Genomic DNA, 26,165 nt, shown 5'->3' on the forward strand with positions numbered 1-26,165 from the left:
GACTATTCGTGTTTGACAATTGTGAGCACGATCTCGCCCACGTCAAAACCCCATTTGCTCAGGTCTGACTCGCCGATCAGGGTTTGTTCATCGATAAGGTACATGCGGTCTTTCACGTTGACCTGGATTGTGCGCCCCTTGTAGGGGACTTCCAGCACATACTGCATGAAGGCGCTGTTGCCGCCGGAAGTCAGCCGCGCTTCACCGACCACATCTTCCGCGCGTCCGACGTACTGGCGGCCGGAGCCGGGTGTCTGTACTGGCGTAAGCTGCCAGTTGCGATACTGGATTTCGCCGTCGTCGAACTCGAATTTTTCCGCCAGCAGCCCGCGGCCGTTTTCCCAGGTGCCTGTAAGCGACGCGGTAAACCGCCGGGTAACACTGCCGCCGCGATCCTTCAAAATACCGTGCGCCGTAAGTGGCCCATTGAAAAAACGTTCGGGAGTGAATACCGGGGTGTTGGCTGCGTAATCCTCCACTGCCGGACCACTGCAGGCATTGATGAGCGGCAGAAGCAAAAGCAACAGGACAAAAACTCTGACGGCGGGCATGGGACTTTACCTATGGCTTGGGTACATTCCCCCTTGTTACGGTGCGCGCCCGCGGTCAGATCTGTTGCCCTGCGTAACCGGCGGGGCCTATTACACGGAATCCTGCTCGCTGTTGCGCTTTTCTAGCGCGTCGAGCGGTGATTTATCCGGCGACGGCAACAGAGGTTCCGTGCCGCTGATAAATTCGCGCATGAAAATTTCCCAGAACGCCATAAACAGCGCCGCCAGCAAAGGACCTATGGCAAAGCCGCTGATGCCGAACATCAACAGGCCGCCGACGGTGGAGAAGAGCACAATGTAGTCCGGCAGTTTGGTGTCCCGCCCAACCAGAATTGGGCGCAGGATATTATCCACCAGACTGATCACTGCAACGCCGTAGACCATCAGTACCGTTGCTTTTACGGTTTCGCCAGTGGCGTAAAGATAGAGCCCGGCGGGGAACCAGATGATCGCCGCCCCCACCGCCGGCAATAGGGACAGAATGGTCATCACCACGCCCCACAGCAGAGGCGCCGGCAGACCCAGGACCCAGAAAATCAAACCACCGAGCGCGCCCTGGGTCACCGCGACGACCAGGTTACCCTTGATGGTGGCCCGGGTAACTTCGGCGAATTTCGCCAGCAGCAGTTTTTCCCGCTCGTCTCCCAGTGGCAGGGCACGGATCAGCAGGGCTACCAGGGCGTTGCCATCGCGGATCAGGAAGAACGTCAGGTACAGCATCAGGCCGAGGCTGACAAAAAAGTTCAGGGTATTCTGACCGAGGGCGAGGGCGTTTTTGGCGATCAGGCTGCCTGCCGTCATCAGCCCACCCAGCAGCCGCTCTTTGATATTGTCGAAGTCGAGTCCGAAGCGCTCCAGGGCGGCATTGACGCCCGGAAATGCCGCGCGCACCTGCTCCACTTTGGCGCCCAGGTTGATCTCGCCGGATTGCACCTTCTGGTACAGATTGGCGACTTCACTGATAAAGGAGCTGGCCACCAGCAGCACGGGAATGATCACCACCACCATGCACAGCAGCAGGGTGACCAACGCGGTGAGGTTGGGCCATTTGGGGAAGCGTTGCAGAAGGAAGCGATAACTGGGGTGGAATATCAGCGCCACCGCACAGGCCCAGAATATCGCGGTAAAAAACGGTTTCAGCAGCAGCCCAAAGGCCACCGTGACCAGCAGCAGCGTAAAAATAAAAGAGCGTCTTTCGAGCTTTTCCTGCACCGGGAACATCCTTGCTAGTTCTTATGTACGGATTGCGTGCAGGTAATGTAACCAGTTAGTCAGGTGGTTACCAGCGGCGGAAGCCGCAGGTATCCACATGAAAGCGCACACCACTATAGATGCCGAGGCCGATATTGCGCTGGCGCCCGTAACGCTGGTGAATCCCGCGCAGCTTCGGCAATAACTCGCTGCGCGTGTAGTCGGCCTCGGGAATCATATCCAGGCCGCAGAAATGCATGTGCTTACTGGTGCGCGCTCCGCCGGCCTTGGCGTTGTAGTCCGGGGTACGCCAGCCGGACAGGACAATCACCTGACCCACTTCCGGGATAACGTAATCGCGCAATACCCGCAGGGTGGCGACCATGGTTTTCCAGTCTTTCTGCGGGGGGATGGCAAACGGCTGCTCGCCGATTTCCTGCCAGTCGGTGCCCTGGCGCATCAACTCGAACACCGGCACCACATGACCGACGTTGTTGATACCAAGAAAGCGCTCCAGCTCTTCGAATTTTTCGCGGTTGTTGCTTTCATCGAGGAACTTCTCAAATGCCCCGGATGACGCCGCGGAGTAACCCTTGATCTTGAAGATCAACGGAATATCCGGGGCCATGGGCAGGGGGTCCGGTTCGGGAATATATTCCACCGGACTGACCACGCGCTCGGCCAGTTCGCGGGTTTTTTCCACCGTCAGCACCACGAGAGCGATAAGGCCGATGAGCACCAGCGCGATTATCCAGAGCACACGCCGGCGCTCGATATGGATGTCGATAAACTCGTGGTCCGGGGTTTCTTTGATATCCATCGCTGACTACTGCCTGGCTGCCTGTTGCTTACCCGTTTACCAATGGCGAAAACCACAGGTATCCACATGAAACCGAACGCCGCTGTAGATTCCGAGACCCATGCGGCTGTCGGGACCTAGGCGGGCCTGTAGATTGCGCAATTCCTCGATCAGCTCCTTGCGACTGATATTCGATCTGGGCACCAGGTCCAGGCCGCAGAAGGACCTGTGTTTACTGCGCTTGGAGCCACCGGCCTTGCGGTTGTAACGGTCGGAGCGGAATGCGGAGACGATGTCCACCGGGCCTATGGCGGGCACCAGTTCATCGCGGATCAGTTTCAGGGTGGGCACCATGTTGGGCCAGAAGTCCTTCGGTGGAATCGCGAAGGGAGGCTCGTTGATATCCAGCCAGTCTGTGCCCTGGCGCAACAGGTGTTCCACTTCGGTCGCGTCGGCTACCCCGGCCTCCCGGAGAAAGCCTGTCAGTTGCCCCAGCTGGTGACGGTTTGTCCCCTCGCGCAGGAACTGGCTCAGACTGGCCTTGGTGGCGATCCGGTATCCGTGCAGTTCGTCATAGGGTTTTTCACGGGCCTTGTAGAGCAGGTAAAGCCAAAGGCCGAAGAGTAGTAGCAGTAACAGCAGTGCCACGCCAAATACCACCCACCAATTGGTCTGCTGATTTGGCGAAAGGTGTTGATAGCGGCGTTTTGCGCGAAAAAAAGGATTGCCCGACGGCATGGCCACGGCCTTTTCGTTGGTGCGGTTTGCCGGTTTCGCTGTGCGCGGGTGCCGGCGTATCGAAAACTCTCTTCAGAAAACTATAGCTGGCGCAGAAAAATCTGTGGGCACAAAAAAGGGCGGCCCAAAAATTGGGCCGCCCTTCACTTTTCCACTTACCTGGGGAGAAGAAGAAAATCGTCAGGCCTGTGGGCCCGCTGCCTTGATTTCGTCAGAAACGGCGAATTTTTCGATATTGTCCGCAAACAGCGCCGCGAGCTTTTTCGCCGCCGCGTCGTAGGTGCTGGCGTCAGCCCAGGCGTTGCGCGGGTTCAGGTAGGATTTGTCCACACCTTCCACGGCGACCGGGATATCCAGATTCATGGCGTCCAGATGCTCGGTCTCGGCATTTTCCAGGGCGCCGCTCTGGATTGCCGCGATCACTGCGCGGGTGACCGGGATCGGGAAGCGTTTGCCCTGTTCACCGGAGCCGCCGGTCCAGCCGGTGTTCACCAGGTACACACGGGAATTGAAACCCTCGATGCGCTTCATCAGCAGGTCGGCGTATTCACGCGGTGCGCGGGGCATGAACGGAGCGCCGAAACAGGTGGAGAAGGTGGGGTGAATACCCGTTTCCGCACCCAGTTCGGTGGAGCCCACGCGCGCGGTGTAGCCCGACAGGAAGTGGTAGGCCGCGGCTTCCTTGGACAGGATGGAAACCGGCGGCAGTACACCGGTGACATCGCAGGTCAGGAAGATCACATTCTTCGGTTCGCCGGCGCGGTTTTCCAGTTGACGCATTTCCACGTGCTCCAGCGGATAGGAGCAGCGGCCGTTCTCGGTCAGGCGGGTGTCGTCGTAATCCGGCACACCGCTCTCGTCGGTCACCACGTTCTCGACGATCGCGCCAAAGCGGATGGCATCCCAGATGACCGGCTCATTCTTCTGGCTCAGGTTGATGGTTTTGGCGTAGCAGCCACCTTCCATATTGAACACGCCGCCCTTGGCCCAGCCGTGCTCGTCGTCACCGATCAGGTAGCGCTCCGGGTCTGCAGACAGGGTGGTCTTGCCGGTACCGGAGAGGCCGAAGAACAGGCACACATCGCCGTCTTCACCCACGTTGGCCGCACAGTGCATCGGCATCACGTCTTTTTCTGGCAGCAGGAAGTTCTGCACGGAGAACATGGCTTTTTTCATCTCGCCGGCGTAGCGCATACCCGCCAGCAGCACTTTGCGCTGGGCGAAGTTGATGATCACACAGCCTTCGGAATTGGTGCCGTCGCGGGAGGGATCGCACTCGAAGTTGGCCGCGTGCAGGATGCGCCACTCTTCCTTGCCCTTGGGGTTGTATTTTTCCGCACGGATAAACATGTTGCGCCCGAACAGGTTGTGCCAGGCGGTCTGGGTGGTGACTTTCACCGGAATATAGTGATCTTCATCCTGGCCGACGTGCAGCTGCTGGACGAAGCTGTCGTGGCTGACGACGAAATCTTCCACGCGGTTCCACAGCGCATCGAACTTGTCTGCAGGAAACGGGCGGTTGACGCTGCCCCACTCGATGCTGTCGGCGGTGGAGGGTTCTTCCACCACAAAACGGTCCGCCGGGGAGCGGCCGGTGCGAGTGCCGGTGACGGCTAACAGAGCGCCGGTGTGAGTGAGGTGCCCCTCGCCGCGCTGCAGCGCCTGCTCCACCAGTTGCGCTGGCGCCAGGTTGGAAAATACCTGCACCGTATCGTCTTGCTGTGCCATTCGTTTATTACCCATGAAAGTTATATCACTGAAATAAATAGTAGGGGTAGCTGCCCAATACCGCGAGAATGTGCCGCGACCAGCCGCCGTGCTGGCGCATTATGGCAAACTTCAATTTGCGAGCACAGAAAAAGTGCTGAAATTTTGATCGAAAATGAGGCTATCGGGGAAATTTTTAGCAATTTTTTATTAAAAATTATGATGTAGTTTTTTTACTTCATAATTTTGAGGAATATTGGTCGTTCTGTAGTTTTTACTACAGAAGAATTGCCTGTGCGGGACCACTGGTCGGTGGAAATCTGGCTGATGCCGCAGGCACAAAAAACGCGCCCTGGGGCGCGTTTTCGGAGCTTGCTCTTTATCAGTGCAGGGTATGTGGCGGTGCGTTGAACAGCTCTTCGATCTTGTTGCGGTCGAAGTGGTAAGTGCGGTTGCAGAACTGGCAGTCCGCGGTGATTTCACCGCCCTGTTCTTCCAGCAGCTTGTACACGTCCTCGGGGCCCATCGCGATCAGTGCACGGGCACTGCGCTCGGCGGAGCAGCTGCATTTGAAACGGATATTGGCGGTGCCCAGGGTTGCGGGTTCCAGCTCGTGAAACAGGCGCACCAACAACTGGTCGTGGGGCAGGTTGTGCAGCTCCTCGGGGGTGACGGTCGCCGCCAGGTGCACGGCGGTTTCCCAGGTGTCCGCGTTCTCGGATTCGCTGGCGACATTGTTGCCTGGCAGCACCTGCAGCATGATGCCGCCCACGGTTTCCGGGCTCGACTCGATCCAGAAGCGGGTCTGCAGCTGCTCTGACTGGGTGAAGTAGTCTTCCAGGCAGCCTGCCAGGGTATCCTTTTCCAGCGGCACTATACCCTGATAGCGCTCGCCCTCCTGCGGATCCAGGGTAATCACCAGCGCCCCGCGGTTGCCCACCAGCTCCCGCAGGGTCGCGCCTTCCTTGATCTCTGCACCTTCAGCCACCCGCGCCAGTCCGCGCACGTCGCTGTGGTGGGTGCACTCTGCCACCAGCAGGGGAACATCACCCTCGCCGCGGGCCTGCAACATCAGGATACCCTCGAACTTGAGGGTGGTGGACAGCAGGCAGGCGGCGGCGAGGAATTCCCCCAGCAGCTGGCGCACCGGTTGTGGCAGATCGTTGTGTTCCAGTACTTCCCGATAAGCTTTGGTCAGTGTGACCAACTGGCCGCGGATGTCGTGTTTGGAAAAGATAAAGCGTTCCAACTGGTCCGACATAGAGAAAGTGCCTCGCTGAAATTTTGGGGGTGGCGATTTTAGAGCCTGCGGCGCGCAAATACGATGGCCTTACATTGTAGTGACCGGAGACTCCGTTGGGATCGGACGCGCATCGCCGCCGGACCCCTGTCCGATACCCGTGGCACCCTGAATGATGCAGGGTATCCGACGGGTGTGTGGTCAGCTGCAGTGCCGGTGAATCAGCGCGTCAAGTGCGCTGGCTTTCTCCGCTCTTTCGCGCTCGCTGATGGTGGTCTGGTTGCCGTCGGCGTCGACGAAGTACACCCGGCCCTTGAGTATTTCCAGTTGTCGGCGAGCCTGATTGCAGGCGATCTGCCGCTGATGCAGATCGCGGGCCTCCTGCGCCTGCCTGCGCTGAACATAGTCCCGCTCGATCTGTTGTGCGCGGCTGCTGTCGGGGAAATCGATTTTGCGGGTGGCGTCAGCGCTGTTGATCGGCTTCAGCTGACCATCCAGGGATTCCGCTTTTGCCTCCACTGGAGGGCGGTCGCTGAAGTGCACTCTGCCGTCTTCGTCGACCCAGCGGTACAGCTCGCCGGCGCCGGCTTCGAGGGCGAGACTGAAAGCGGCCAGTAGCCAGATTCTGCGCATCGCCCGCTCCTCTTGTTTGTTGGGTGCTTGTTGGGTACTTGTTGGGGCGTGTTTATTGGCCCGGTGTTTACTGGACCTGCTGCGCCGGTTCTACCTCAACGCTGTCCCGGTCTGCCAGGGTGTCGAACAGCCCCTGGGAGTGACGCTCGGGGATCTGGTAGGTCTGCAGGATAAACGGCTGCTGCTCCCGCGCCGCTGCCGCGTCCATCACCATGCGGTAGCCGGAGCTGTCTTTCAGCTCCACGAAATTTTCTTCGCTGGACTCCATCAGCTGCGCGAACTGCTGGAAATCGTGGATCTTCTCACCGTTAACAGAGTCGATGATCCAGTTTTTCCAGTCGTGATAGCCCAGGTTGACCGGAGCCGGCAGTACCTTGAGCGCCACTACCAGTTCCTGTTGCTCGGGGCTGGACCACTGGTTGCGCGCGTAGAGGTACTCGATAGGCGCCTTGGAGTGCCAGTTGCTGCCCCAGCGCTTGATCAGGTTCATGTTCAGGGGCACAAATATCACCCCGCCGTATATGTAATAACGGGGGCGCTGATCGAACTTTTCGCCCTGCACCAGCGAGCGCGACGCGGGTGTGGCGGCAAGGGAAATCTTGGCGTCGTGAATCTCGCCGTTGCGGGCAAAGCGCACCGGCAGCTGGTCGCCCACGTGATACTGATCCACTGCATAGTGGTAGTTGGTGCGCTGGTGCTCGCGCCATTCGATGGTGCGGTCTGCGGCGATCGCAAAGCCGTCCACCTGCAACAGTACATCGCCGGGCTGCAGTACCTGGGAGGCCGGCGCGTCCTCAAATACCCGCACCACCAGGGCCCCCTCCTGGTCCTCTGCCAGCCCCGCCGCTGCCTTCATGGCCGGGCTCTCGAGGCTTTGGGTGATCGCACCCAGCTCGGGGAAACCCTGATGCACGCCGTCGATGGAATCCTCCAGCACGTGCTCAATCACACTGGGTGGCACGAAATACCCCAGGTTTTCGGCGCCGTTACTGTTATTGGTCTGCATCGCGACCCCGACGAGTTTGCCGGAGGAGATGACCGGTCCACCACTATTGCCAGGATTGATGGCGGCGTCGATCTGCCCCGCCATCAGGTAGCTTTCAGCGTGGGCGTAATACTGATGCTCGACCCGGGACAGCACTCCGCGGGTGATGGACAGGGACTTGCCGCCGATGGGGTAGCCGTAGACGGTGACCTCTTCCTGCAGGTCGGGGAGTTTGCCGAGGGCCAATGGACGGGTGTCTTCAAAGAAGGTTTCGTCTTCGACGGTGAGCAGGGCGAGGTCGGCATCGTGGGAGACGAACTTGACCCGGGCGCGGAATTTCTGCGCGTCGCCGTGGCGCTGGACCTGGATAAAACTGCCGTTGGCAATGACGTGGGCGTTGGTGAGTATCTGCTTACCACTGATCACCGCGCCGGACCCGGACAGTTGCTGGGCGTTGAGCAGCGCCCAGGGGTTGAAGTAGTCGGGAGCGGCGGCAGTGGTGTAAATCTTGATGATCGAGCGTTTCAACTGCTCCTGTTCGCGGCTATCGGCGTGGGTGGCTTGGGAGAAGCACAGGATCAGCAGGCAGAAAGTCAGCAGTTGTTTCATTGCGGCGTCGTGTTTATTCGTTGGTTTGGGGCAGTTTAGCACTTTGGCTTTTGTTTGCTCTTTCTGGAGCTGGTTCAGAGGGTACTCTGTTTTGCCCATTGTGGCGGCCGGGCACCGGGCAAGGGTTTTCAGGACCGAGCTAGGCGCCCCCCTGTGAATACATCCCTGTACGCTGCGTCGGCGGCGTCCATGCCGCCGACGCTCCTAAAACCCTTGCCCGCCGCCCAGTCTTCGCATTAAATTTTTTGCTTCGTAGGTGATGGTTTACAAGTTTGGAACTTGTCAGTTAATCCTGCGATTCACGGATAAATCTGTGGATCTGCCGGCGTTGCTTTTTGTTCGGGCGCTCGTGGGTTAGGACCGCATTATTGGCTTTGCGATCCGCAGCGAACTGCTCCCGTTTGGCAGCACTGTCTTCAGTTTCCCGGTAGAGCGTCTGCGCAATGTCGGCGCCGCGGCGCTGGTCGGAAAGCGCGATGACTTCCACCACTTTTTCATCCCAACCCTGGCGGATGGTTAGCAATGTGCCGGTGGTGATTTCTTTGCTCGCTTTAACCCGCTGGCCTTCCGCGTGCACCTTGCCGCCTTCGATGGCCTGTTTGGCGATGCTGCGGGTTTTGAAAAAACGGGCGGCCCAGAGCCACTTATCAATACGTACTTTTTCCATCAAAAATTCAGAACCACGAAAACTACGAAGTGAAAAATTTAATGCGAAGGCTGGGCGGCGGGTAAGGGTTTTCAGGAGCGTCGCAAACAGGATGTTTGCGACGCAGCGCCCAGGGATGTATCCACAGCGGTCCTTAAAACCCGCACCCGGCGATCCGCCGCCACATTGGTCGAACCGGAGCGCACGCTGAATCTCAGCGGGCCCCTAAAATCTCGTCAAAGTCGTGAATCGCCGGAAATTCGGTAATCTCACGTGCAGGATTTTTGCTGTCCGGCTGGCGAATACACAGCAGGTGCGCAATACCGTAGTCCCGTGCCGCTCCGAGTACATGCAGGTTGTCGTCCACAAACAGCGTGCGTTCGGGATCAAATGGCTGACGTTCCTGCAGGGAATGCCAGAACAGTGAACTTTCCTTGGCATGCCCCAGATCGTGGGACGAAATAATCGCATCCAGCCACTGGTCGATACCGGTGACTTCCAGCTTGTGATTCAAACCATCGGGGTGGGCATTGGTCACCAGCAGTGCGCGCTTGTTCATCGCGCGCAGGCTGCGCAGGAAGCGGTCGGTATGCGGGCGCAGCGCAATGCGATCCTCAACTTCCCGGTATATTGCCGGTACATCCAGCTTCAGCGCATCGGACCAATAGCGCAGGCAGTACCAGTCCAGAGTGCCACGCAACTCATCGGTCATCTGGTTGACCAGTGCCTGCGCCTCAGGCACCGAGAGCCCATTGGCTACTGCATAGCGCTGGGGCAAATGCTCCAGCCAGAAATGGTTGTCGTAGTGCAGATCCAGCAGGGTGCCGTCCATATCCAGCAGCACCGTATCAATCTGGCTCCAGTCGAGCATGTATACCTCTGGCGACCGCAGCGGGCGGTCGGGTTGAATAAAATTTATACGGTTATTATGCCCTCAAGACACTCTCGCGGCCAAATCCGCGCGCACCAGACCGGTAATCAGCAGTGCCTGTGCCGCATAGTAGGTCAACATGATCCAGGTGCCTGCAAGAGGCACCGGATCCACGAAGCGGTTGATGGCGATCAGCGCGTCGGAAATCATAAAGGTCAGCGCCCCCGCAAACAGCAGTGAAGAGCCACTGCCGTGGGCCGCCGCAGACAGTGCCATAAACACAATCGCCACAATATAGAACACCACTGGCAGCGCCAGCTCCCCCGCGCCCGGCAACACCTGTCGGGCTAAAACCAGTGCCGCCAGCACCACCGCCATGCCGCGCAGGGCAAAGTACCGGCTGCCAAAACGGGGGCTGCGCAGGAAGTTGCAGCCGTAGGCCAGCTGTGCCAGCAGAAAAGCGCCAAGACCGAAAACGAAATGATTGGGGAAGTCGATCGCCAGCAGTACATCGCCACTGGCGGAAAACACTAGCGCCAGCAGCGCCAGAGTGCGGGTGGTTCCGGACAGCTTTGTCGCTGCCAGTGCCATCAGGCAGAGGATCGGCACTATCTTCAGCACGGCCATCCACAGTCCGTGGCTGCCGGCGGCATCCAGTGCCATATACAGCGCGCCGCCAAAGACAAACAGGGCTGTGGGTATCGTATTGCTGCCGGCAACGGGCAGACGGGGCTGTACAGCGGCGTGGGACATCGGCGTTCTCCGTTTTTATCTTTGTGTATAAGGGGAGTATTCTTGCGGGAGTATTTGCGAAAGTGCCCGGTGGTTCAATGTGCCAGCGGGCAAAACTACCCTCCACCACATCCGTAAATTCCGATCACAACACCGCATTCAGGGAGCGATAGATGAAGGCTGACAACATTCTCGAAACCATCGGCGATACCCCCCATATTCGGATCAACAAGCTGTTCCGCAACGACATTGAAGTGTGGATGAAGGTCGAGCGCTTTAACCCCGGCGCCAGTATCAAAGACCGGATTGCGCTGGGTATGATTGAAGATGCGGAGGCGAGCGGCGCCCTGAAACCCGGGGGTGTGATCGTGGAGCCCACCTCCGGCAACACCGGTATTGGCCTCGCCATGGTGGCGGCGGTGAAGGGATACAAGCTGATTTTGACCATGCCTGAATCCATGTCCGTGGAGCGGCGCAAGATCATGAAAGCCTTCGGGGCCGAACTGGTGCTGACACCGAAAGAAAACGGCATGCCCGGCGCCATCGCCAAAGCCGAGGAAATCCTCGCTGAGCACGACAACAGCTGGATGCCACAGCAGTTTACCAACCCCGCCAACGTCACCGCGCACCGCAACACCACCGCGCAGGAAATCCTTGCGGACTTCCCCGACGGGCTGGACTACCTGATTACCGGGGTCGGTACCGGCGGCCATATCACCGGTTGTGGCGAGGTGCTGAAAGAGCACATGAAAACGCTGCAGGTGTATGCGGTGGAACCGGAAAAATCCCAGGTAATCGCCGGTAAGGAAAAGGGCATGCACCGTTTGCAGGGGATTGGGGCTGGCTTCGTGCCAGAGATTCTCAACCGCGGCATGCTGGACGGCACCATCGCCGTAAGCGAGGAAGACAGCTTCGAGATGGCCCGCCAGTGCGCGTTGCAGGAAGGCATATTCGTGGGTATTTCCTCTGGAGCCTCGCTCGCGGCACTGAAGCAGTTCGAGCAGGAGCTGGCGCCGGGCAGCCGGGTACTGGTGTTCAGCTACGATACCGGTGAGCGCTATCTCTCCATTGAAGATCTGTTCCCCGCCTAGGGAACCACCGGGAAAACTACTGCGCGAGCGCGAGCGCGAGCGCGTGCGCAGTAGTTTTTCCGCGATTCCCGGTACTCCGTATTCTCGCCTTGCCCCCATCCCGCCATATCCTGCGTATAATCATCCGCTTTATTATTTGAACAATTCAAACCGGGGGAATCATGGATCAGGTAGTTAACAGAGAACTGCTGGATAAGGTGATCGCCATATCGGCCAAGGCCGGTGAAGCGATTCTGGACGTGTACAACGCCAGTGGTGAGCTGGAGGTGGATACCAAAGCCGACGATTCTCCGGTCACCGCCGCGGATCTCGCGGCACACAAGATCCTCGCCCCAGCCCTGGAGCAGCTGCTCGAGGGTGTGCCGGTACTGTCCGAAGAGGGCAAGATGCCGGGCTACGATATTCGCAGCCAGTGGCAGCGCTACTGGATCATCGATCCCCTGGACGGCACCAAGGAATTTATCCGTCGTAACGGTGAGTTCACCGTCAATGTCGCCCTGATCGAAAACGGCGAACCGGTGCTGGGGGTGGTGCATGTGCCGGTGCTGAATATTACCTATGCCGGTGCCAAGTCCCTGGGTGCCATCAAGCAGGATGCCAGTGGCGAAAAGACCATCGCGGTGCGCGCTATGCAGCCGCGCCTCGACAGCGGTGACGCCATCGAAGTGGTTGCCAGTCGCAGCCACGGCGCGGGCGCGGTCGATGCACTGCTCGAGCGTATCGAGGGCAGCCTGGGCGAGACCGGCCTCAAGAATATGGGCAGCTCTCTGAAGCTGTGCCTGGTCGCGGAAGGTGCAGCGGACCTCTACCCGCGCCTGGCGCTGACTTGTGAGTGGGATACGGCCGCCGCCCAGGCGGTGGTGGAAGCCGCCGGCGGTATCGTGGTGGATGAAGCCTTCAACCTGTTGCGCTACAACCAGAAAGACGAGCTGTTGAACCCCTTCTTTTATGTGATCGGCGACCAGTCATTTGACTGGAAATCGCTGCTGCTTGGCTGATTCGGCAGCGGCCGGAAAACTGGTCTAGTCTTTACCCTGTAGCCTGGGCGTCCCGTTGTTTTTGGCGACGCCCAGCTGCTGTTGCAACCAGGGCAAATCGGGAGGTAGAGCCATGGCCAGTGGTCGCAGTATCGGCACCCCAGGGAGTGTCGGTGCCCACGTCAGTATCAGTGAAGCAGAAACCCGCCAGCTGCGCCTGCGACTGGAAACCGAGATCACCTGGCTGTCGCGGCAGATGGAAGAATTGCGGGCCGTCGAGCAATCCCCCGACCTTTCGTTGATTCAGACCTACCGGGAAATGATCTTTTCCCGCCGCGCCCTGCTCGGGCGTATACCGCGCTGATATCACCCCTGTAAAAACTGGCGCGGCAAAAACAACCGCGGTCGTGCGTTTTTGCAAAACCCGTCTTTGGTGCTTGATATTCCAAGTACGTTTTTCCCCGCCTTTTTGTACAAACACAAGTTCCAGAAAATCAACTGCTGTTGATGCCTTTGCCGGCAGAAAATCTAAAGTGTCGACACAGGATTTTTGGGAAAGTATTTCTATTTTTTCCGGGTACCTGTGCGGCCGTCGCGAAAATATTTTCTTTGTCGAGAATTTTGTTCAAGTTCGAACAATTGGGTCTACGCTTGGTGGGATAAAAGTTAACTTAAAAGAGAAAACTCATGCGTTATCCGGTTGTGGTTCACAATATAGAATTTGCCGGTTACGGTGCCATTGCGCCCGACCTTCCTCATTGCCACTGCCACGGGGCCACACTGGAAGGTGCGCTGCAAAAAATGGCGGAAACCATTGTCGAGCGACTGGAGGAATTAAGAGCCGCAGGCGACCCGCCCCCGCAACCTGGTGATCTGAATCTGCTGCGTAAAAACCCCGCGTTTATCGATGGTGTCTGGGCCATTATCGACATCGAATGCAACAAGGTCAGCCCGCGCTCGTGAAAGTCGTGCGGTTTAATCCGTGTAAAAGGACCCGGTTGCCTAACGATTTCTGAACCAAGGACGGTAACAATGAAAAGTCTGATTTTTCTTCTGGCTCTACTTGCCTCCAGCACGGCGTGTGCCCAGTGGAATAACCCGATTGACGGCTACTGCAGCGGTGAGTATCACGTCGTGGGTACCCTTGGTCTCGGTGTGGGAGAGCTGCAGATAAACGACGAACGGGATTTTGCCGGTTATGCCAGTATCGGGATTACCCCGGATGCCGGGGTCTGGCAGGTGGAATTACGTTATACCAATTTTGACGACGGCAGTGTGTCAGTAGATCAGTGGGGCCTGATCGCCAAGGTCGATTTCACCGTAACCTGCGACGTGCAGTGCCTGTACTGGATGGTGGGTTGGAACTACGGCGAATTCGATCTGGATACCATCGAAAAATACGATGTGCTGTACACCATCAACGACGATGACAACGACAACTACTGGAATGCCGGTGTCGGTTATCGCTATAACTGGACCGAGGATTTCAATACCTCCATCGAATATAACTACAACGATATAGACACCAATCTGTATGTATACGATGGCGTTTCCGATGTGCGTCTTGATCTTGGCCACTTGCGGACATTGACGCTGAATTTAAGTTACCGGTTTTAAATGCAAAAAAGCCGGTGGATCTTAGATCTGCACCGGCCAGAATTGGTGGCTGTTAACTCAGACCGCTAAAAGCGCAACACCGCTTTTATCCACAGTGTGCGCCCGGGCTCGTTGACACGGGTCAGCTGGTCAAAACCGGGAATGGCCACACCGGCGCGGCTGATATGTTCGGCATAGGTTGCATCTAGCAGGTTGTCGATACCCGCGGTCAATAGCAGTTCCTGTGTGGCGCGCCAGCCCCCGTTGAGTGACAGGATATTGGCCGCATCTGTGGGGCCAAAGTCTTGGCCGGCAATGTTGCCCTTCCCGATATCCACCCGGTCCTGCGCGGCGAGCGAACGCCAAAGTACTCCGGCGGACCAGTCCGACTTTTCGTAATTCACACTTAGGCGGGTTTCCAGTGGAGGTAACTGAGCCAGGGTGGTGCCGTCGGATTCGTTGGCCCCGCGCACTGATGACAGGGTCAGCTCCGAGCGCCAGTTATCACTCAGACGATAGCCCAGGTCGAGTTCTGCTCCCCAGGTACGCGCGTCGATATTGCGCACAATTGTCGTGCTGCGAGTGTCGTCCATACTTCCCATGCCACCCATGCCACCCATGCCACCACTTAAACTCATTTTGCTGTAGCCGGACTGGATCATCAGGTAGTCGTCGATGGTGTTGGCAAATACCGATACGCTGGCCGTGAAGCGCTTGTTGCGGTAGATGTAACCGATATCCAGTTGGGTGGTTTTCTCGTCTTCGATATCCAACGCGCTCAAGGAGTCGGCAGTCTCCTTGGCGATGATTTCCCAGTAGTCCGGGAAGCGCTCGGTGTAGCCTACGCCGGCATAAAAAGTTGCCGCAGAGGATGCGCTATTTTCCCGGTTTTTTTCAAAGCGCGTAAAACCGCTGTGTAACAGTGCTTCCCGCTCCTGGCCGGCGGTAGGGTTGGCAGCAGTGGACATCATCGACAGTTGTACCTGTTCACGCAGGTCGCGGACATTCCAGTCGTCTACGCGCGCGCCCGCCACCCACCGGCTGCCTGGTGTTACTTCCCAATTCAATTCGGTAAACACGCCGGTCTGGGTAAACTCCGCATCCGCGACACGGTCGAGATGGCGATAGTCCATCGCGCTCTGATTCATGCTGTTGCGGTTACTGTGGCGGTTTTGCTGGGCGTCGAGTCCGATGGTCAGATCCACATCCTGCTGTGGTATTAGTACCACTGACAGTTTGCCGCCGGTGGTCTTGCGGTCCGGGTTCATCGCCATTTGCATGGCCATCATGTCACTGGACTCACGCAGGGTGTAGTTGTCCATTACGTGATCCACGTAGTTGTAGTATCCCTGTACCTCCACGGACTGAATCAGGTCCGAGATGTCACTGTGGACAAACTTTGCATTGACGTTTTCCCGCGCAAATCTGGAGCCATCCACACCGCGGTCGGCATAAGCCGCTGCACCGTCGCTGCGCGCGCTGTTGAGTTCCAGGCGGGTGTTGTCATCCGGGGTCCAGGCGAAGCCGAGCTGGCTATTCCAGCGCTCGTAACGGGAGTGGACGGTAACACCGTCCCCGTCTTGATAGTTGTCCGCAGAGGCGGAAGTCACGGTGCCGCGCAGGGTGAATAGCGGGGATTTGTAAGCTGCGTCGATAAGTCCGTCCTGGCGGTCGGCGGTGGCGGCCAGGAGGCTCGCATGCAGATCCCATTCCGACTTGTCAGGACGCTCATAATTGCGCTCAAACAGTATCACACCGGCGGAATTGCCCGGGCCGAATTTCACAGTCTGTGGGCCCTTGATCACTTTTATCTGATCCAGGGTTTCGGGAAAGATATACGCAGTGGGTGGGTCCATACGACTAGAGCAGCCACCGAGAATGGATTCGCCATCCAGCACCATCGACAGCCGCGAACCGGCCATACCGCGCAATACGGCGTCGCCATCGGTGCCGCCTTTGCGGATCACCGAGAAACCGGGGATGGTTTTCAGATAGTCTGCGCCGTCATTGGCAGGCAGTGGCTGACGGGGTTTCTTGGGATCGGTGACCAGGTTCAGGGGCTGTTCGGTTTTCACCGCGGTGACGATCATCTCTTCCAGCTCCGAGGTCTCCGCCAGGGTGCCGGTGGCACCGGCGCAACTGGTGGCGATTGCGAGCGCGAGCGGAGAATGCAGATACCGATGCGCGCCGGAGCCCGGCCATATACGAAATGGTTTATGGGATTTATTCATCGTTCTTTCTCTATATACAGGCAGCCAGCCGGTGGCTGTTCGCCACCGGCGCCAATGTCCACAGGCACACGAGCCGTCGAGGTGACTGCGGTTACAGCACCTTGCCGGCAACGGGCCCGGAGGGCTTGTTGTTAAGCGAGAGAAAGGGCGATGGGAGGGGCGCGACCGGGTGGCAGCAGGTAATACTGCGGGGTGATAACCGATGTCTGCAGTCTGAATACAGATACAGAAGAGCCGGGCAGGGGGATCCAGAGCAGTTTTTCCGCGCCAGCGACAAAGGCGACGGAAGCGGCGAAGTTACAGTGATTGTCGGAAAACGCCTGCGCGGTGGCACTGTCGTGCTGATGGCCGTGGTTCGTTGCGGCGGGGTCTGCGGGGGCCGCAGTTTGATGGTGGCCGTGACCATGACCGTGATCAGGAGTGAATATATGTTGAAGCTGGCCGCTGTCGGCGTGCTTTTCCGCGGAGATCAGGTTCAGCAGCAGCGCACTGCGGCTGTCGCCGTGGCAGAACTCGTAGGGGGAGCCTGCGGCGATGGACGCGGGCATAAAGCCCGCTGGTACCAGGCCGCGTACTGCAAGAAAGATACCCAGTAGCGCTACCGCCAGCCATGGAGGCAGACAGCGGCGAAGGTCTGTCGCTTGAACTGGGGGGCTATTCACGGAGGTTCTGAATCTGCGAAGCGGTTGTCGTAGCTTCAGAGTCTACCACTGCGTTTCAGCTGCCAGTAGGTTTCCACCAGTGACATATGCATCTGTGACGGAAGTGCGTCCGCGAGAATGGTATTGCGGGCACGCAATTGCTGCAGCAGGCGCGCGCGACGCTGCACGAAATCCCGCCCGGCGCCATTCATCAGGGCGCTGTCAAAATCCGTTACCGGTTTCTCCAGCAAGTTGTCCAGCGCGCGTTCGCGCAGGCAGGCCACCATCACCAGGTGCTGGCGGGAGAGCTGCTGAACCGCGGCAGTGAGATCTTCGCTGTCTTCGTCGCGCACATTGGTGAGCAGTATCACCAGCGCACGTCGCTGCTGGCGGGCCAGCAGCTGTTCTGCGGCCGCGGTGTAATCGCTGTGGGCGGTGCCCGAATGCAGATCGTAGACGTGGTTCAGCAGCAGGTTGATGCCGCCCTCGCCTTTCACTGGCGGCAACCGGCTGTAGTTGCCGGCAAAACACTGCAAGCCCACCGCATCCCCCTGGCGGATCGCCACATACGCAGACAGCAGCAGCGCGTTGAGAGCGTGGTCAAAGTGGCTGAGATCGCCGTCGCGGGCGCGCATACGGCGGCCACAGTCCAACAGGAAAATGATTTCCTGGTCGCGCTCGTCCTGGTACTCGCGACTGATCAGCTTCTGCATACGCGCGCTGGCGCGCCAATCTACCTGCCGCTGGCTGTCGCCGCGGCGGTATTCCCGCAACTGGCGGAAATCCAATCCCTCCCCCCGGCGCTGCCGCTGATGCACGCCGAGAAAGCGCAGGGTCTGTTCGGTGGAAAGCGCCTGCAGAGATGAAATGCCGAGAAAATTCGGGTAAACCTTGGCGTCCTGAGCTTCCCCCAGCAGCTGTTTGCACTGCCACAGTTTCCACGGCGAGCTGACCAGCACCTCCAGTCGACCGAAGCGCGCGAAGCCGCGGCGGACTGGTGTGGCGCTGTAGCCGGTGTCGATTTCCTGCTGAGGGCCCAGCTGGATGGTGAGGGGCAGATGGGCGCTGCGCAGCTCTCCCGGCAGCTGGTCGGTTACCAGCATCGAAAGTGCGCGCGGGCCGTCGTTGTGCAGCCTGACACCGATGGATTGCCCGACTCCCAGGGCCAGGTTGCCCGGCAGGCTGCGGTGGCCATTGAGGCCGCGGCACTGGCGCCCGGTGGCGAAATCCAGCAATGCCGCCAGCAGCAATACACCCAGGCCCAGCCACCAGATACTGGTCAGGTTGCCGGCTATCTGCGGCCACCAGATACGCGTGGCGCTCACCGCCAGCGCACTGGCGCAGGCAATCAGCAGCAGGCGGATCAGAAGCGGGGAGGGCCTCACAGACGCGGTGCCTCCACCGACTCGATGATCTGGGCCAGAACCGAGTCGGCGGTTTCGCCGTCGATTTCCATATCCGGGGACACTGCCACACGGTGGCGCATGACCGGGATCGCCATGCCTTTGATGTCATCCGGCAGAACGAAATCGCGGCCGTCCAGCAGCGCGTGGGCGCGGGCGGCGAGGATCAGGCCGATGCTGGCGCGGGGGCCGGCGGCGCGGCGCAGCTGCGAGGATTCGCGGGTGGCGCGCACCAGGCGCACCGCGTAACTCAGCACCTGTTGGTCGACCTGGATCTGGGGTATCAGCGCCTGCAGCTGCGCCAGTTCCGCGGCACTGAACACCGCTTCGCCGCCCTCGCGCAGGCGCTGTTCGATGCGGCCGCTGCTGGCGGCGGCGGCCAACCGTTCTTCGTCTTGCTGACTGGGGAAATCGATCAGCACCTTGAGCAGGAAACGGTCCAGTTCCGCCTCTGGCAGCGGGTAGGTGCCCTCCTGCTCCACCGGGTTCTGGGTGGCGAGCACCATAAACGGCCGCGGGGTACTGTGGGTTTGGCCGTCGATGGTCACCTGCTGTTCCTGCATGACTTCGAGCAGGGCCGCCTGGGTCTTGGCGGGAGCGCGGTTGATTTCATCCGCCAGCAGCAGGTTGGTAAATACCGGGCCGCGGCGCACTTCGAAGCGGCTCTCCGCCATGTGGTAGATGGCGTGACCGGTGACGTCCGCGGGCATCAGGTCCGGAGTGAACTGGATGCGTCGGAACTGCCCGCCAAAGCCCTGGGCGAGGCTGCGCACCAGCAGTGTCTTGCCGAGTCCGGGTACGCCTTCCAGCAGTACGTGACCGCCGGCCAATAGGGCAATCAGTACCTGATCCACCACTGACTGCTGGCCGATCAGTACCCGGTTTATGCGCTCGCGCAGTTGCATGACCCTGGCGCTGGCCTGTTGCCAGCGCTGGTCGATCTGCCGCGCCGGGTTATCGGAAATCTCATCGGTCTGATTGACCGGGGTCTGGTCCAGGGTGGATTCGCTCATAGGGCGGCCTCGATGATCTGAATACTGCGCATTTGCGCGGTAAAGTCGTCTTCGCTGTGGGGCGGTTGGCCCCACAGGGTGGTGTAAATATCGTTGCTACGGATTCCGGTACGGATGGCGGTTCGCTCGGCAATCTGCTGTCGTTTTTCCACTGACAGTGTGAGCGCAGTGTGTGGAGGCAGGCCGGTAATTTTCTGCAACAGTGGATCGCGCGCTTGCAGGAACAGGTTTTCCGCTCGGTTTTCGCGCCAGTAGAACAGGCCACAGGCACGGATGTGTTCCAGCAGAGAGCGGCGCTCGGCGGCCGGTGCCGGCGCCATGGGCCCGAAGCGGCGGCTGCGGTTTGCAATCCACGCCAGCAGGGCCAGCAGACCGGCGCTGAAAAATTCCAGTGCATAGCGTTTTGCCAGGGTGCTCAGGCTGTCGAAATGCGGCCGGGTAATCATCACCAGCTGGCGCTCGCCAATGAGATGCGCGAGAAAATAGGCGTGATCGAAATCGCCGATGCGATAGTTTTGCCAGAGGTCGCCATCCGTCATCAGGGTCAGCCGCCCGCGGCCGTAGTCGTATTGCACGAGCGGCGCCTGGGTGGGAAGGTTCTGGAAGGTAACCCAGTGCAGGCGGGCACCGTCGATCTCGGTATCGTTGTAGGCCTCACCCATCATTTCGTGTTCGAACGCCCAGGCGGGATCGAAATGCAGCGCGTAGCTGGCGCCGCTGTCGCTGGTGAGATAGACCAGACGCTCCGGTTCGACATCGGGATTGCGCGAAGTTTCGCTGGTGGATGTTGTATCTGCGACTGCTGTGGCGTTTTGTGCGGGTGCGGTGTTGTCGTCACTGCTTTCTGTCGCCGCCGATTCGCCTTCGTCCAGCCTGCGATTGTGTTCGCGCATCATTTCACTCGCACTTTCGCCTGTGATGTTGGCGGCCTCATCGCCGAGGACTTCTCGCGCCTGTTGATTGAAATAGAAATCCAGTTCTCCGCTGGTGATTTCCAGGCCGAGGCGGTCCAGTAACAGGTCCCGTTCGTTGTCGCCGCCATGGCCGCGAGCGATGACAATGGCCTCGCCGCCGTTTTCAACCCAGTCGAGTAGTTCCTCAAGCCGTTCGCGGTTGTATATCTGGCTGGAACTCGCCAGGAACAGAATGTCGTTTTCACCGAGTGTGGTAACTACGGAAATATTGTCGGCGCGCCTCGCGGGTACTTCGATACGGGCGAGGAACTGTTCGGCTGCCAGGTACGGATTGCGCCGTGCCGCTTCGGTGTAGCCGAGATCCACCTCTTCCGTGTAGCGCTCGTAAAAAAACAGGAACAGCGCAGCGCCGCCGCCGAGCAGTAACAGGGTCCAGAAAATTGCCAGGCGACTGAGCCTCAAAGTGCCACCTCCGGTTGCCGAAATACCTGCTGCCACTGTGTGCACAGCTGCTCCAGCTGGTCACTGGCCGGTGGCTGGTGGGCGTAGGCCTGGCGCTGCCAGGTGCGGGTCAGCTGCGCAAAAAACTGCACCAGCCCCGGCTGCAGGCGCGCATCCAGCTGCGCTTCCTCGTGTACCAGTTGCGCACATTCTGCTTCCGTGTGGTGGTCCTGGAAACGGCAGTCGAAGCGGGAAATCAGATTGGACAGACTGGCCCGGTACAGTAACCCCATGGCCTCGCGCTGGGCGCCACTGTGCCACAGGCGAAGTACTTCGGCGGTGACGTCATCGGGCAGGCTTTCCTGGCGCACGTCGAGGCCGAACAGGGTTTCGGGAGCGGCGATTTCCGTTTTCTTTTTCTGTGGTCGATAGCCGAAGGCAGCGCGGAGTTGGTGTCGGAATTGCCACAGTAAATACAGTACCAGGCTGATACCGATAGCCCACAGCAGCACCTCCACAATACCGGCAATCAGTGGCCCCAGATTACGGTCCGACTCCGATGTTGACTCTTCCTCTTCATCGCTGCCGAGACTTTCCAGCCATTCGATAACCGCGATAAACCACTCGGGGAAACGGAATTCCCGGGATTTAAAGTCCTTCAGGCGCCAGCCGCTGACGGTATCCATCTGGTGAAAATCATTACCCGCCAGGGTCTCGTCGATCAGCTCCTGAGCCTGGTTCGGGGTTACCGGGTCGGCGAGAGCCGGTGGTGGCGCAACTACCGCTGTCAGTATTGAAATCGACAGCGCACAGATCAGGGCGCTGGCGAGGGCTCCCTTGCACAGGGTTTTTTCCCCACGGGTGTTATCAGAGCGGTTATTGCGATGATGCTTGTTCGCCGGGCGCGCGCGCATTTTGCGAAAATGGATTTCGATATCCCAGGCTTCCAGCTCCACCCGCCGACCGATATAGAGCATAAATCCGCCGCAGATATAAAACGGAGCGACCGCGGCCATGATCAGCAGGGTGCACGCATTGGCGAACCAGGCGTAATCCGTTTCCGTCTGATACAGAATTGTCCACCAGTTAATCTCCAGCTGCTCCGGTAGCATCAGGTAAATCAGTGCGGCGAGACCGAAACCGAAAAACATCTCCACGTGGGCGCCGACAATATGTAGCCAGCTGGCGGTGCTGGCGGTTTTGCGGTGCAGTACCCCGAGTCGCGCAGTGCGGGCCTTGCCGCCGGCATTTTCCAGCACGGTAACCGGCATATCGAAGGCGCGGGTAAAGCTCAGGCGGCGCCAGCTGAGCCAGGCAAACCAGTCGCGGCCATTGGCGCGGCGCATCAGGCCAAGGGCACCGGGGATGGATATCCGTTCGCCGAACAGCTGGCGGCTTACCACCAGTAGCGGCAGGCGTTCAAACAGTGGTTTGAACCACCAGAGCGCCAGTATTGCCAGGTTGGGGGTGTCGGGAAACAGCAGCATCCACAGGGCAAAAAAGGGCAGCGCGGGTATCAGCCACAGGGTGGCCATCTGCAGCCAGTGCTGCTGCGCCAGCAATATACCCAGGTCGACGGACTCCCAACCGGTGCGCAGGCGCGCGTTGACCGCCAGCTGATCCAGATTCACGGCCGCCCTCCCGTACTGTCGGAAACTGCCATCTGCGCCGGCGCGCGGCCGGCGAGCAGGCAATAACCGATCACCAGAGCCCAGAGTGCCGCGCCCACGATGAATTTGATCGCAATATCCACCTGGGTGGTGGAAGACCAGAAGGCCTCCAGAAACGCCGCAATCACCAGCATCAGAAAAGTGCCGTACATGATTTTCATGGATTCGCGGCCGGCCTCGCGCAGGGACTGTCGGCGGCTGCGGTTGCCGGGGTTCACCAGCGAGTGCCCCAGCATCAGTCCGGCGGCACCGGCAAACACGATAGCGGTCAGTTCGAAGGCACCGTGACCGATCACGAACGGATAGAAGGTGGTGACGAATCCCACCCGGGTGATATGGCCGAACACGGCCCCCAGAAACACCCCGTTAAACACCAGGAAAAAAATCGAACCCAGGCCGAACAGAATACCGGAGGCAAAGGTGCGGAAGGCGATGCCGATATTGTTCTTGATATAGAAACCGAACATCAGCAGATCGGAATCGGAGCCGCGCTCGCGCCCCAGTACCCGGTTGGCGGGGTCGTACATGGATTCGATCTGTAGTACCTGCTCTGGCGACATTACCGCGTAAATCAGCGCATCGTTCCAGTAGCAACCGAGGCCCATCACCAGGGCGGGGGCGAGAAACAGACCGCAGGCCAGCCACACAAACCGCCCGTGCTGACGCAGCGCGCGGGGAAAACCGCGAAACAGAAATTCCAGCCAGCGGTTTTGCGAAACCGACTTCTGCTGATACAGGCGCTGGTGACAGGCCATCACCAGTTGGTTCAGACGGGCGATCAGGTTGCTGGTGTACTGCCGTTCTTTTGCCACGGCCAGATGCTGGCATAAATGTCGATAGCTGGAGGGGAGGTCGCTAATCGCTGCAGCCTGTTTTGTCGAGGTGGCGTTATTCCGACGGTCAGCGAGCTTGTGCTTTTCATAGCCTGCGAGCCAGTTTTCCAGCTGCAGCCACAGGGGCTCAAAGCGTCGTTCGAAGTCCCGTTGCTTCATCGCCGTGGTACCTCTTGCCCAGGTGCGTTTCGCCGCTGAGTCCTTTGCAGAGAAGCTGTCTCGGACTCCGCGTCGCGGGCGCCGAGCAGCCAGCGGCCGATGCCGTGCAACTGGCGCAGCGCGGCCTCGCCGGTTTTGCCGGTAATCGGCTGCAACAGTTCAGCCAGTTCCTGTTGGCGCGCCTGGCTCAGTTCCGCGCTGCGCTCGGTAAGGCTGACAATCGCCTGCTGGTCCGCGAGCTGCAGGCCGCGGGGCGGGGGCACCGGCGCTGCCTGGGGCAGTTGCGCGGCGGTGGTCGCCGGTTGCCGGTAAATCACGATAGTGCCTGCGGCAAAGTCCCCAAGCCGCTGGAAATGGCGACTGCAGGACATGGCAAGGATGCCGGTGCAGTAAGCGAACGGCAGAAAATCCGCAAAGCGCAGCAGGTTGCGCATGATGGAGGCTCCCCAGGAAACCGGGGTGAGGTTGTCGTTGACCACGGCCAGGGAAAAAGCGCGCTTGCCCGGTGTCTGCCCATCGCGCAGCACTTCGAAAAACACCGGGTAAAACCACTCCAGCAGAAATGACCCCAGCAGCCAGAAGCCGATACCCGCTTTGCCGGCAAACGCCAGCGCGATTGCCAGTGCTATCAGGATCAGGGTGCGGTAAAAAAAATCCACCGCGAAGGCCAGCATCCGCGGTACCGGTCCGGCGGCCTGCATTACCAGGTCGATTCCTTCCGGTGTTTCGATTTCGTACAGGGTGTCCAGCCCGCGGTTGTCACCGGGGGAGTAAGGAGCATTGGCAGTAGTGGCTTCAGACATTTTGCGGGCTGACTTTTACACGGGCCAAAGTTTGAGCCGGAAATACCGGCGGTAAAATTCCCCCTGGACAAAGGCCGGGAAACTTCACCGCCGGGCCGGATATCAGAGTTCCGGATTGATTTCGTGGCCACCGAACATATTGCGGTACAGCACACCGTAGGCAATGCTGAGGGCAGGGATTGCCCAGATCAGGCCGATCAGCAGCGCCAGGAAGCCGGCAACATACAGCAGCATCAGCACGATCATAAAGCCGAAAATCGGGAACCAGTGCTTGGTGACCGCTTTGCGCGAGGTTTCCAGGGCCTGCCAGGGGCCGAGGTTTTTGTCGACGATCAGCGGCATCATCAGGACATAGCCGATCATCAGGTAGATGCCGGGCAGTACCAGCAGCAGGACGCCGACGGAGATCAGCACATACATCAGTACTACGCCCACAGCCAGCGGCAGAATCTTGTCGAAATGCGCAAACACCTCGGTACCGGAAACCTCCTCGTCACGGGCGATTTTTATCCCGATCATCATCATGCCTGCGGTCAGCGGTGCGGTGACGGCTACGGTGAGGATATTGGCCAGGACAGCGGTTAGCCCCTGATTGGCGTCGGGGTCGGTAATCGATTGACCGGTGATCAGCGCGATGACAAAACTGATAGCGAGGTAGGCAATGGTGTACAGCAGCACGCCCAGCCATACCGTGCCTTTTTTGCCTTTGGTGCGAGCCCAGGCTTCGCTCAGGGTATTGCCGATGGCAACCTGATAATCCCCGGCCAGTGCCTTGGGAATGGAGCCCATATTCGCGCTACTGCTTTCATCGCCGGACAGGTCCGCCTGGGGGGCGGAGTAGATATCACTCATGCTCGAAATTCCTTGATCGATCTTTTTGTCGTTATCGTTGCCGGCCAATACCTCCGAACCGGCATGAATCCGGCGCCAGCAGTGACGCCCGCAACGATACCACAGGTGTCGACGCCTTGGACCCCGGATTCCCGCTGCTGTAAGCGCCTGTAATATGTGTGCCGGCGAGGATACTATTCGGGCTCGAAAACCGCGGAATGGGGAGTGCGGGGAATGGTCATATGGTGAAATGGTTGCTGCGCGGCCTGGTGCTGCAGGTACTCGCGGGGCTGGTTTACGCCGCGCTGCCCTGGTATTCCGCCCGGCAACTGGTCGATGCTGCACAGCACGACGATGTGACCCGGCTGGAGCGTTATATCGACTTTCCACAGTTGCGCGGGAATATTCGCCGGCATTTACAGGACGAACTGCGCAGTTCCATGAGTGACAACTTTCCGGCGGAGTTTGGCGATCTGTTCGCGGCGGGCTCGGACTTGCTGCTGGGGCCTCTGGTGGACCACCTCATCAGCCCCGAGGGTATTGCCGACCTGATTCAGGGGCGCCAGGACTGGCGCGAGTTCGAGCGGGAACTGGAGCGTGTATTCAGCGGTTCTCGTCAGCAATCTGCGCCGCGCTCGCCATCACTGCCGCCCGAGCGTGCAGCGCGCGAAGGCGAGGTATCGCGCGCTGCCCACGATCACCACTGGAAGTTGCAGCGCTGGTATTTCAGTGGTTTCAATACCGTGCATGTCGTCTGTGGCAGCGACGACGATACCCGTGTAGCTCTGATTCTACAGCGGCAGGGACTGCGCTGGCGATTAGTGGATATGGCGCGGGTCAACAGCCAATCAATGCATTAA

Annotated in this window: 26 protein-coding genes; 6 read left to right on the plus strand and 20 right to left on the minus strand. The window is 59.2% G+C overall.

The window, feature by feature from the left end:
* Positions 1 to 2: 2 nt before the first annotated feature.
* The 11 genes from PVT68_RS12405 to PVT68_RS12455 all read right to left on the minus strand — a co-directional run bounded on the left by PVT68_RS12405 (position 3) and on the right by PVT68_RS12455 (position 10,723).
* A complete protein-coding gene (locus PVT68_RS12405) occupies positions 3 to 551 on the minus strand; it encodes a DUF3833 domain-containing protein (protein ID WP_280318503.1) in 549 nt (182 codons plus the stop codon).
* 90 nt (positions 552 to 641) lie between these two features.
* A complete protein-coding gene (locus tag PVT68_RS12410) occupies positions 642 to 1,763 on the minus strand; it encodes an AI-2E family transporter (RefSeq protein WP_280318505.1) in 1,122 nt (373 codons plus the stop codon).
* Between the two features lie 67 nt (positions 1,764 to 1,830).
* A complete protein-coding gene (locus PVT68_RS12415; RefSeq protein WP_280318507.1) occupies positions 1,831 to 2,562 on the minus strand; it encodes a D-Ala-D-Ala carboxypeptidase family metallohydrolase in 732 nt (243 codons plus the stop codon).
* Positions 2,563 to 2,598: 36 nt separating this feature from the next.
* Positions 2,599 to 3,279: a D-Ala-D-Ala carboxypeptidase family metallohydrolase gene (locus PVT68_RS12420; RefSeq protein WP_280322515.1), complete on the minus strand. Its 681-nt coding sequence runs from the start codon at positions 3,277 to 3,279 to the stop codon at positions 2,599 to 2,601.
* Positions 3,280 to 3,459: 180 nt separating this feature from the next.
* Complete coding sequence (locus PVT68_RS12425; RefSeq protein ID WP_280318509.1) at positions 3,460 to 5,007, minus strand: phosphoenolpyruvate carboxykinase; 1,548 nt, start codon at positions 5,005 to 5,007, stop codon at positions 3,460 to 3,462.
* Positions 5,008 to 5,368: 361 nt separating this feature from the next.
* A complete protein-coding gene (gene hslO / locus PVT68_RS12430; RefSeq protein WP_280318510.1) occupies positions 5,369 to 6,247 on the minus strand; it encodes an Hsp33 family molecular chaperone HslO in 879 nt (292 codons plus the stop codon).
* Positions 6,248 to 6,427: 180 nt separating this feature from the next.
* Positions 6,428 to 6,859, minus strand: a complete 432-nt coding sequence (locus PVT68_RS12435; protein WP_280318512.1) for a DUF4124 domain-containing protein — start codon at positions 6,857 to 6,859, stop codon at positions 6,428 to 6,430.
* 67 nt (positions 6,860 to 6,926) lie between these two features.
* Positions 6,927 to 8,453, minus strand: a complete 1,527-nt coding sequence (locus tag PVT68_RS12440) for a S1C family serine protease (protein WP_280318514.1) — start codon at positions 8,451 to 8,453, stop codon at positions 6,927 to 6,929.
* Between the two features lie 286 nt (positions 8,454 to 8,739).
* Complete coding sequence (locus PVT68_RS12445; protein ID WP_280318515.1) at positions 8,740 to 9,120, minus strand: RNA-binding S4 domain-containing protein; 381 nt, start codon at positions 9,118 to 9,120, stop codon at positions 8,740 to 8,742.
* A gap of 193 nt (positions 9,121 to 9,313) precedes the next feature.
* Positions 9,314 to 9,970 (minus strand): GMP/IMP nucleotidase, encoded by a 657-nt coding sequence (gene yrfG, locus PVT68_RS12450; RefSeq protein WP_280318517.1) that lies wholly within the window; start codon positions 9,968 to 9,970, stop codon positions 9,314 to 9,316.
* 63 nt (positions 9,971 to 10,033) lie between these two features.
* Positions 10,034 to 10,723, minus strand: coding sequence for a lysoplasmalogenase (locus PVT68_RS12455; RefSeq protein WP_280318519.1), 690 nt, complete (start codon positions 10,721 to 10,723; stop codon positions 10,034 to 10,036).
* A 152-nt stretch (positions 10,724 to 10,875) separates the two neighbouring features.
* On the opposite strand from PVT68_RS12455, the gene cysK reads away from it, so the two are divergent.
* The 5 genes from cysK to PVT68_RS12480 all read left to right on the plus strand — a co-directional run bounded on the left by cysK (position 10,876) and on the right by PVT68_RS12480 (position 14,387).
* Positions 10,876 to 11,793: a cysteine synthase A gene (cysK, locus tag PVT68_RS12460; RefSeq protein ID WP_280318520.1), complete on the plus strand. Its 918-nt coding sequence runs from the start codon at positions 10,876 to 10,878 to the stop codon at positions 11,791 to 11,793.
* Between the two features lie 161 nt (positions 11,794 to 11,954).
* Positions 11,955 to 12,791, plus strand: a complete 837-nt coding sequence (gene cysQ / locus PVT68_RS12465; RefSeq protein ID WP_280318521.1) for a 3'(2'),5'-bisphosphate nucleotidase CysQ — start codon at positions 11,955 to 11,957, stop codon at positions 12,789 to 12,791.
* A gap of 112 nt (positions 12,792 to 12,903) precedes the next feature.
* Positions 12,904 to 13,134, plus strand: a complete 231-nt coding sequence (locus PVT68_RS12470) for a hypothetical protein (protein WP_280318523.1) — start codon at positions 12,904 to 12,906, stop codon at positions 13,132 to 13,134.
* Positions 13,135 to 13,457: 323 nt separating this feature from the next.
* The gene (locus PVT68_RS12475) at positions 13,458 to 13,733 is read left to right on the plus strand and encodes a type II toxin-antitoxin system HicB family antitoxin (protein WP_280318525.1); all 276 of its coding nucleotides are present in this window, start codon (positions 13,458 to 13,460) and stop codon (positions 13,731 to 13,733) included.
* Between the two features lie 69 nt (positions 13,734 to 13,802).
* Positions 13,803 to 14,387, plus strand: a complete 585-nt coding sequence (locus PVT68_RS12480) for an outer membrane protein (protein WP_280318526.1) — start codon at positions 13,803 to 13,805, stop codon at positions 14,385 to 14,387.
* 65 nt (positions 14,388 to 14,452) lie between these two features.
* Here PVT68_RS12480 and PVT68_RS12485 read toward each other — a convergent pair whose 3' ends face one another.
* The 9 genes from PVT68_RS12485 to PVT68_RS12525 form a co-directional block, all read right to left on the minus strand.
* Entirely contained in the window at positions 14,453 to 16,597 is a 2,145-nt protein-coding gene (locus PVT68_RS12485; RefSeq protein ID WP_280318527.1) for a TonB-dependent copper receptor, read from the minus strand.
* Positions 16,598 to 16,728: 131 nt separating this feature from the next.
* On the minus strand, positions 16,729 to 17,259 hold the full coding sequence (locus PVT68_RS12490; RefSeq protein ID WP_280318528.1) for a hypothetical protein: 531 nt from the start codon (positions 17,257 to 17,259) through the stop codon (positions 16,729 to 16,731).
* A gap of 35 nt (positions 17,260 to 17,294) precedes the next feature.
* Complete coding sequence (locus tag PVT68_RS12495) at positions 17,295 to 18,623, minus strand: DUF58 domain-containing protein (RefSeq protein ID WP_280318529.1); 1,329 nt, start codon at positions 18,621 to 18,623, stop codon at positions 17,295 to 17,297.
* On the minus strand, positions 18,620 to 19,546 hold the full coding sequence (locus tag PVT68_RS12500; RefSeq protein ID WP_280322516.1) for an AAA family ATPase: 927 nt from the start codon (positions 19,544 to 19,546) through the stop codon (positions 18,620 to 18,622). Before PVT68_RS12500 ends, PVT68_RS12495 begins: the two co-directional genes overlap by 4 nt.
* Before the next feature lie 104 nt (positions 19,547 to 19,650).
* Positions 19,651 to 21,030 carry a DUF4350 domain-containing protein gene (locus PVT68_RS12505; RefSeq protein WP_280318530.1) on the minus strand — a complete coding sequence of 460 codons (1,380 nt, stop codon included), beginning with the start codon at positions 21,028 to 21,030 and terminating at the stop codon, positions 19,651 to 19,653.
* A complete protein-coding gene (locus PVT68_RS12510) occupies positions 21,027 to 22,640 on the minus strand; it encodes a DUF4129 domain-containing protein (RefSeq protein WP_280318532.1) in 1,614 nt (537 codons plus the stop codon). The genes PVT68_RS12505 and PVT68_RS12510 overlap by 4 nt, the downstream gene beginning before the upstream one ends.
* A complete protein-coding gene (locus tag PVT68_RS12515; RefSeq protein WP_280318534.1) occupies positions 22,637 to 23,671 on the minus strand; it encodes a stage II sporulation protein M in 1,035 nt (344 codons plus the stop codon). Before PVT68_RS12515 ends, PVT68_RS12510 begins: the two co-directional genes overlap by 4 nt.
* Positions 23,668 to 24,474, minus strand: a complete 807-nt coding sequence (locus tag PVT68_RS12520) for an RDD family protein (RefSeq protein ID WP_280318535.1) — start codon at positions 24,472 to 24,474, stop codon at positions 23,668 to 23,670. Before PVT68_RS12520 ends, PVT68_RS12515 begins: the two co-directional genes overlap by 4 nt.
* Positions 24,475 to 24,576: 102 nt before the next feature.
* Positions 24,577 to 25,326, minus strand: coding sequence for a DUF2189 domain-containing protein (locus PVT68_RS12525; protein WP_280318537.1), 750 nt, complete (start codon positions 25,324 to 25,326; stop codon positions 24,577 to 24,579).
* Positions 25,327 to 25,547: 221 nt separating this feature from the next.
* Here PVT68_RS12525 and PVT68_RS12530 point away from each other — a divergent pair, with 221 nt between their 5' ends.
* Positions 25,548 to 26,165, plus strand: a complete 618-nt coding sequence (locus PVT68_RS12530; RefSeq protein ID WP_280318539.1) for a DUF2939 domain-containing protein — start codon at positions 25,548 to 25,550, stop codon at positions 26,163 to 26,165.

The organism is Microbulbifer bruguierae (assembly GCF_029869925.1).
GTDB lineage: Bacteria > Pseudomonadota > Gammaproteobacteria > Pseudomonadales > Cellvibrionaceae > Microbulbifer > Microbulbifer bruguierae.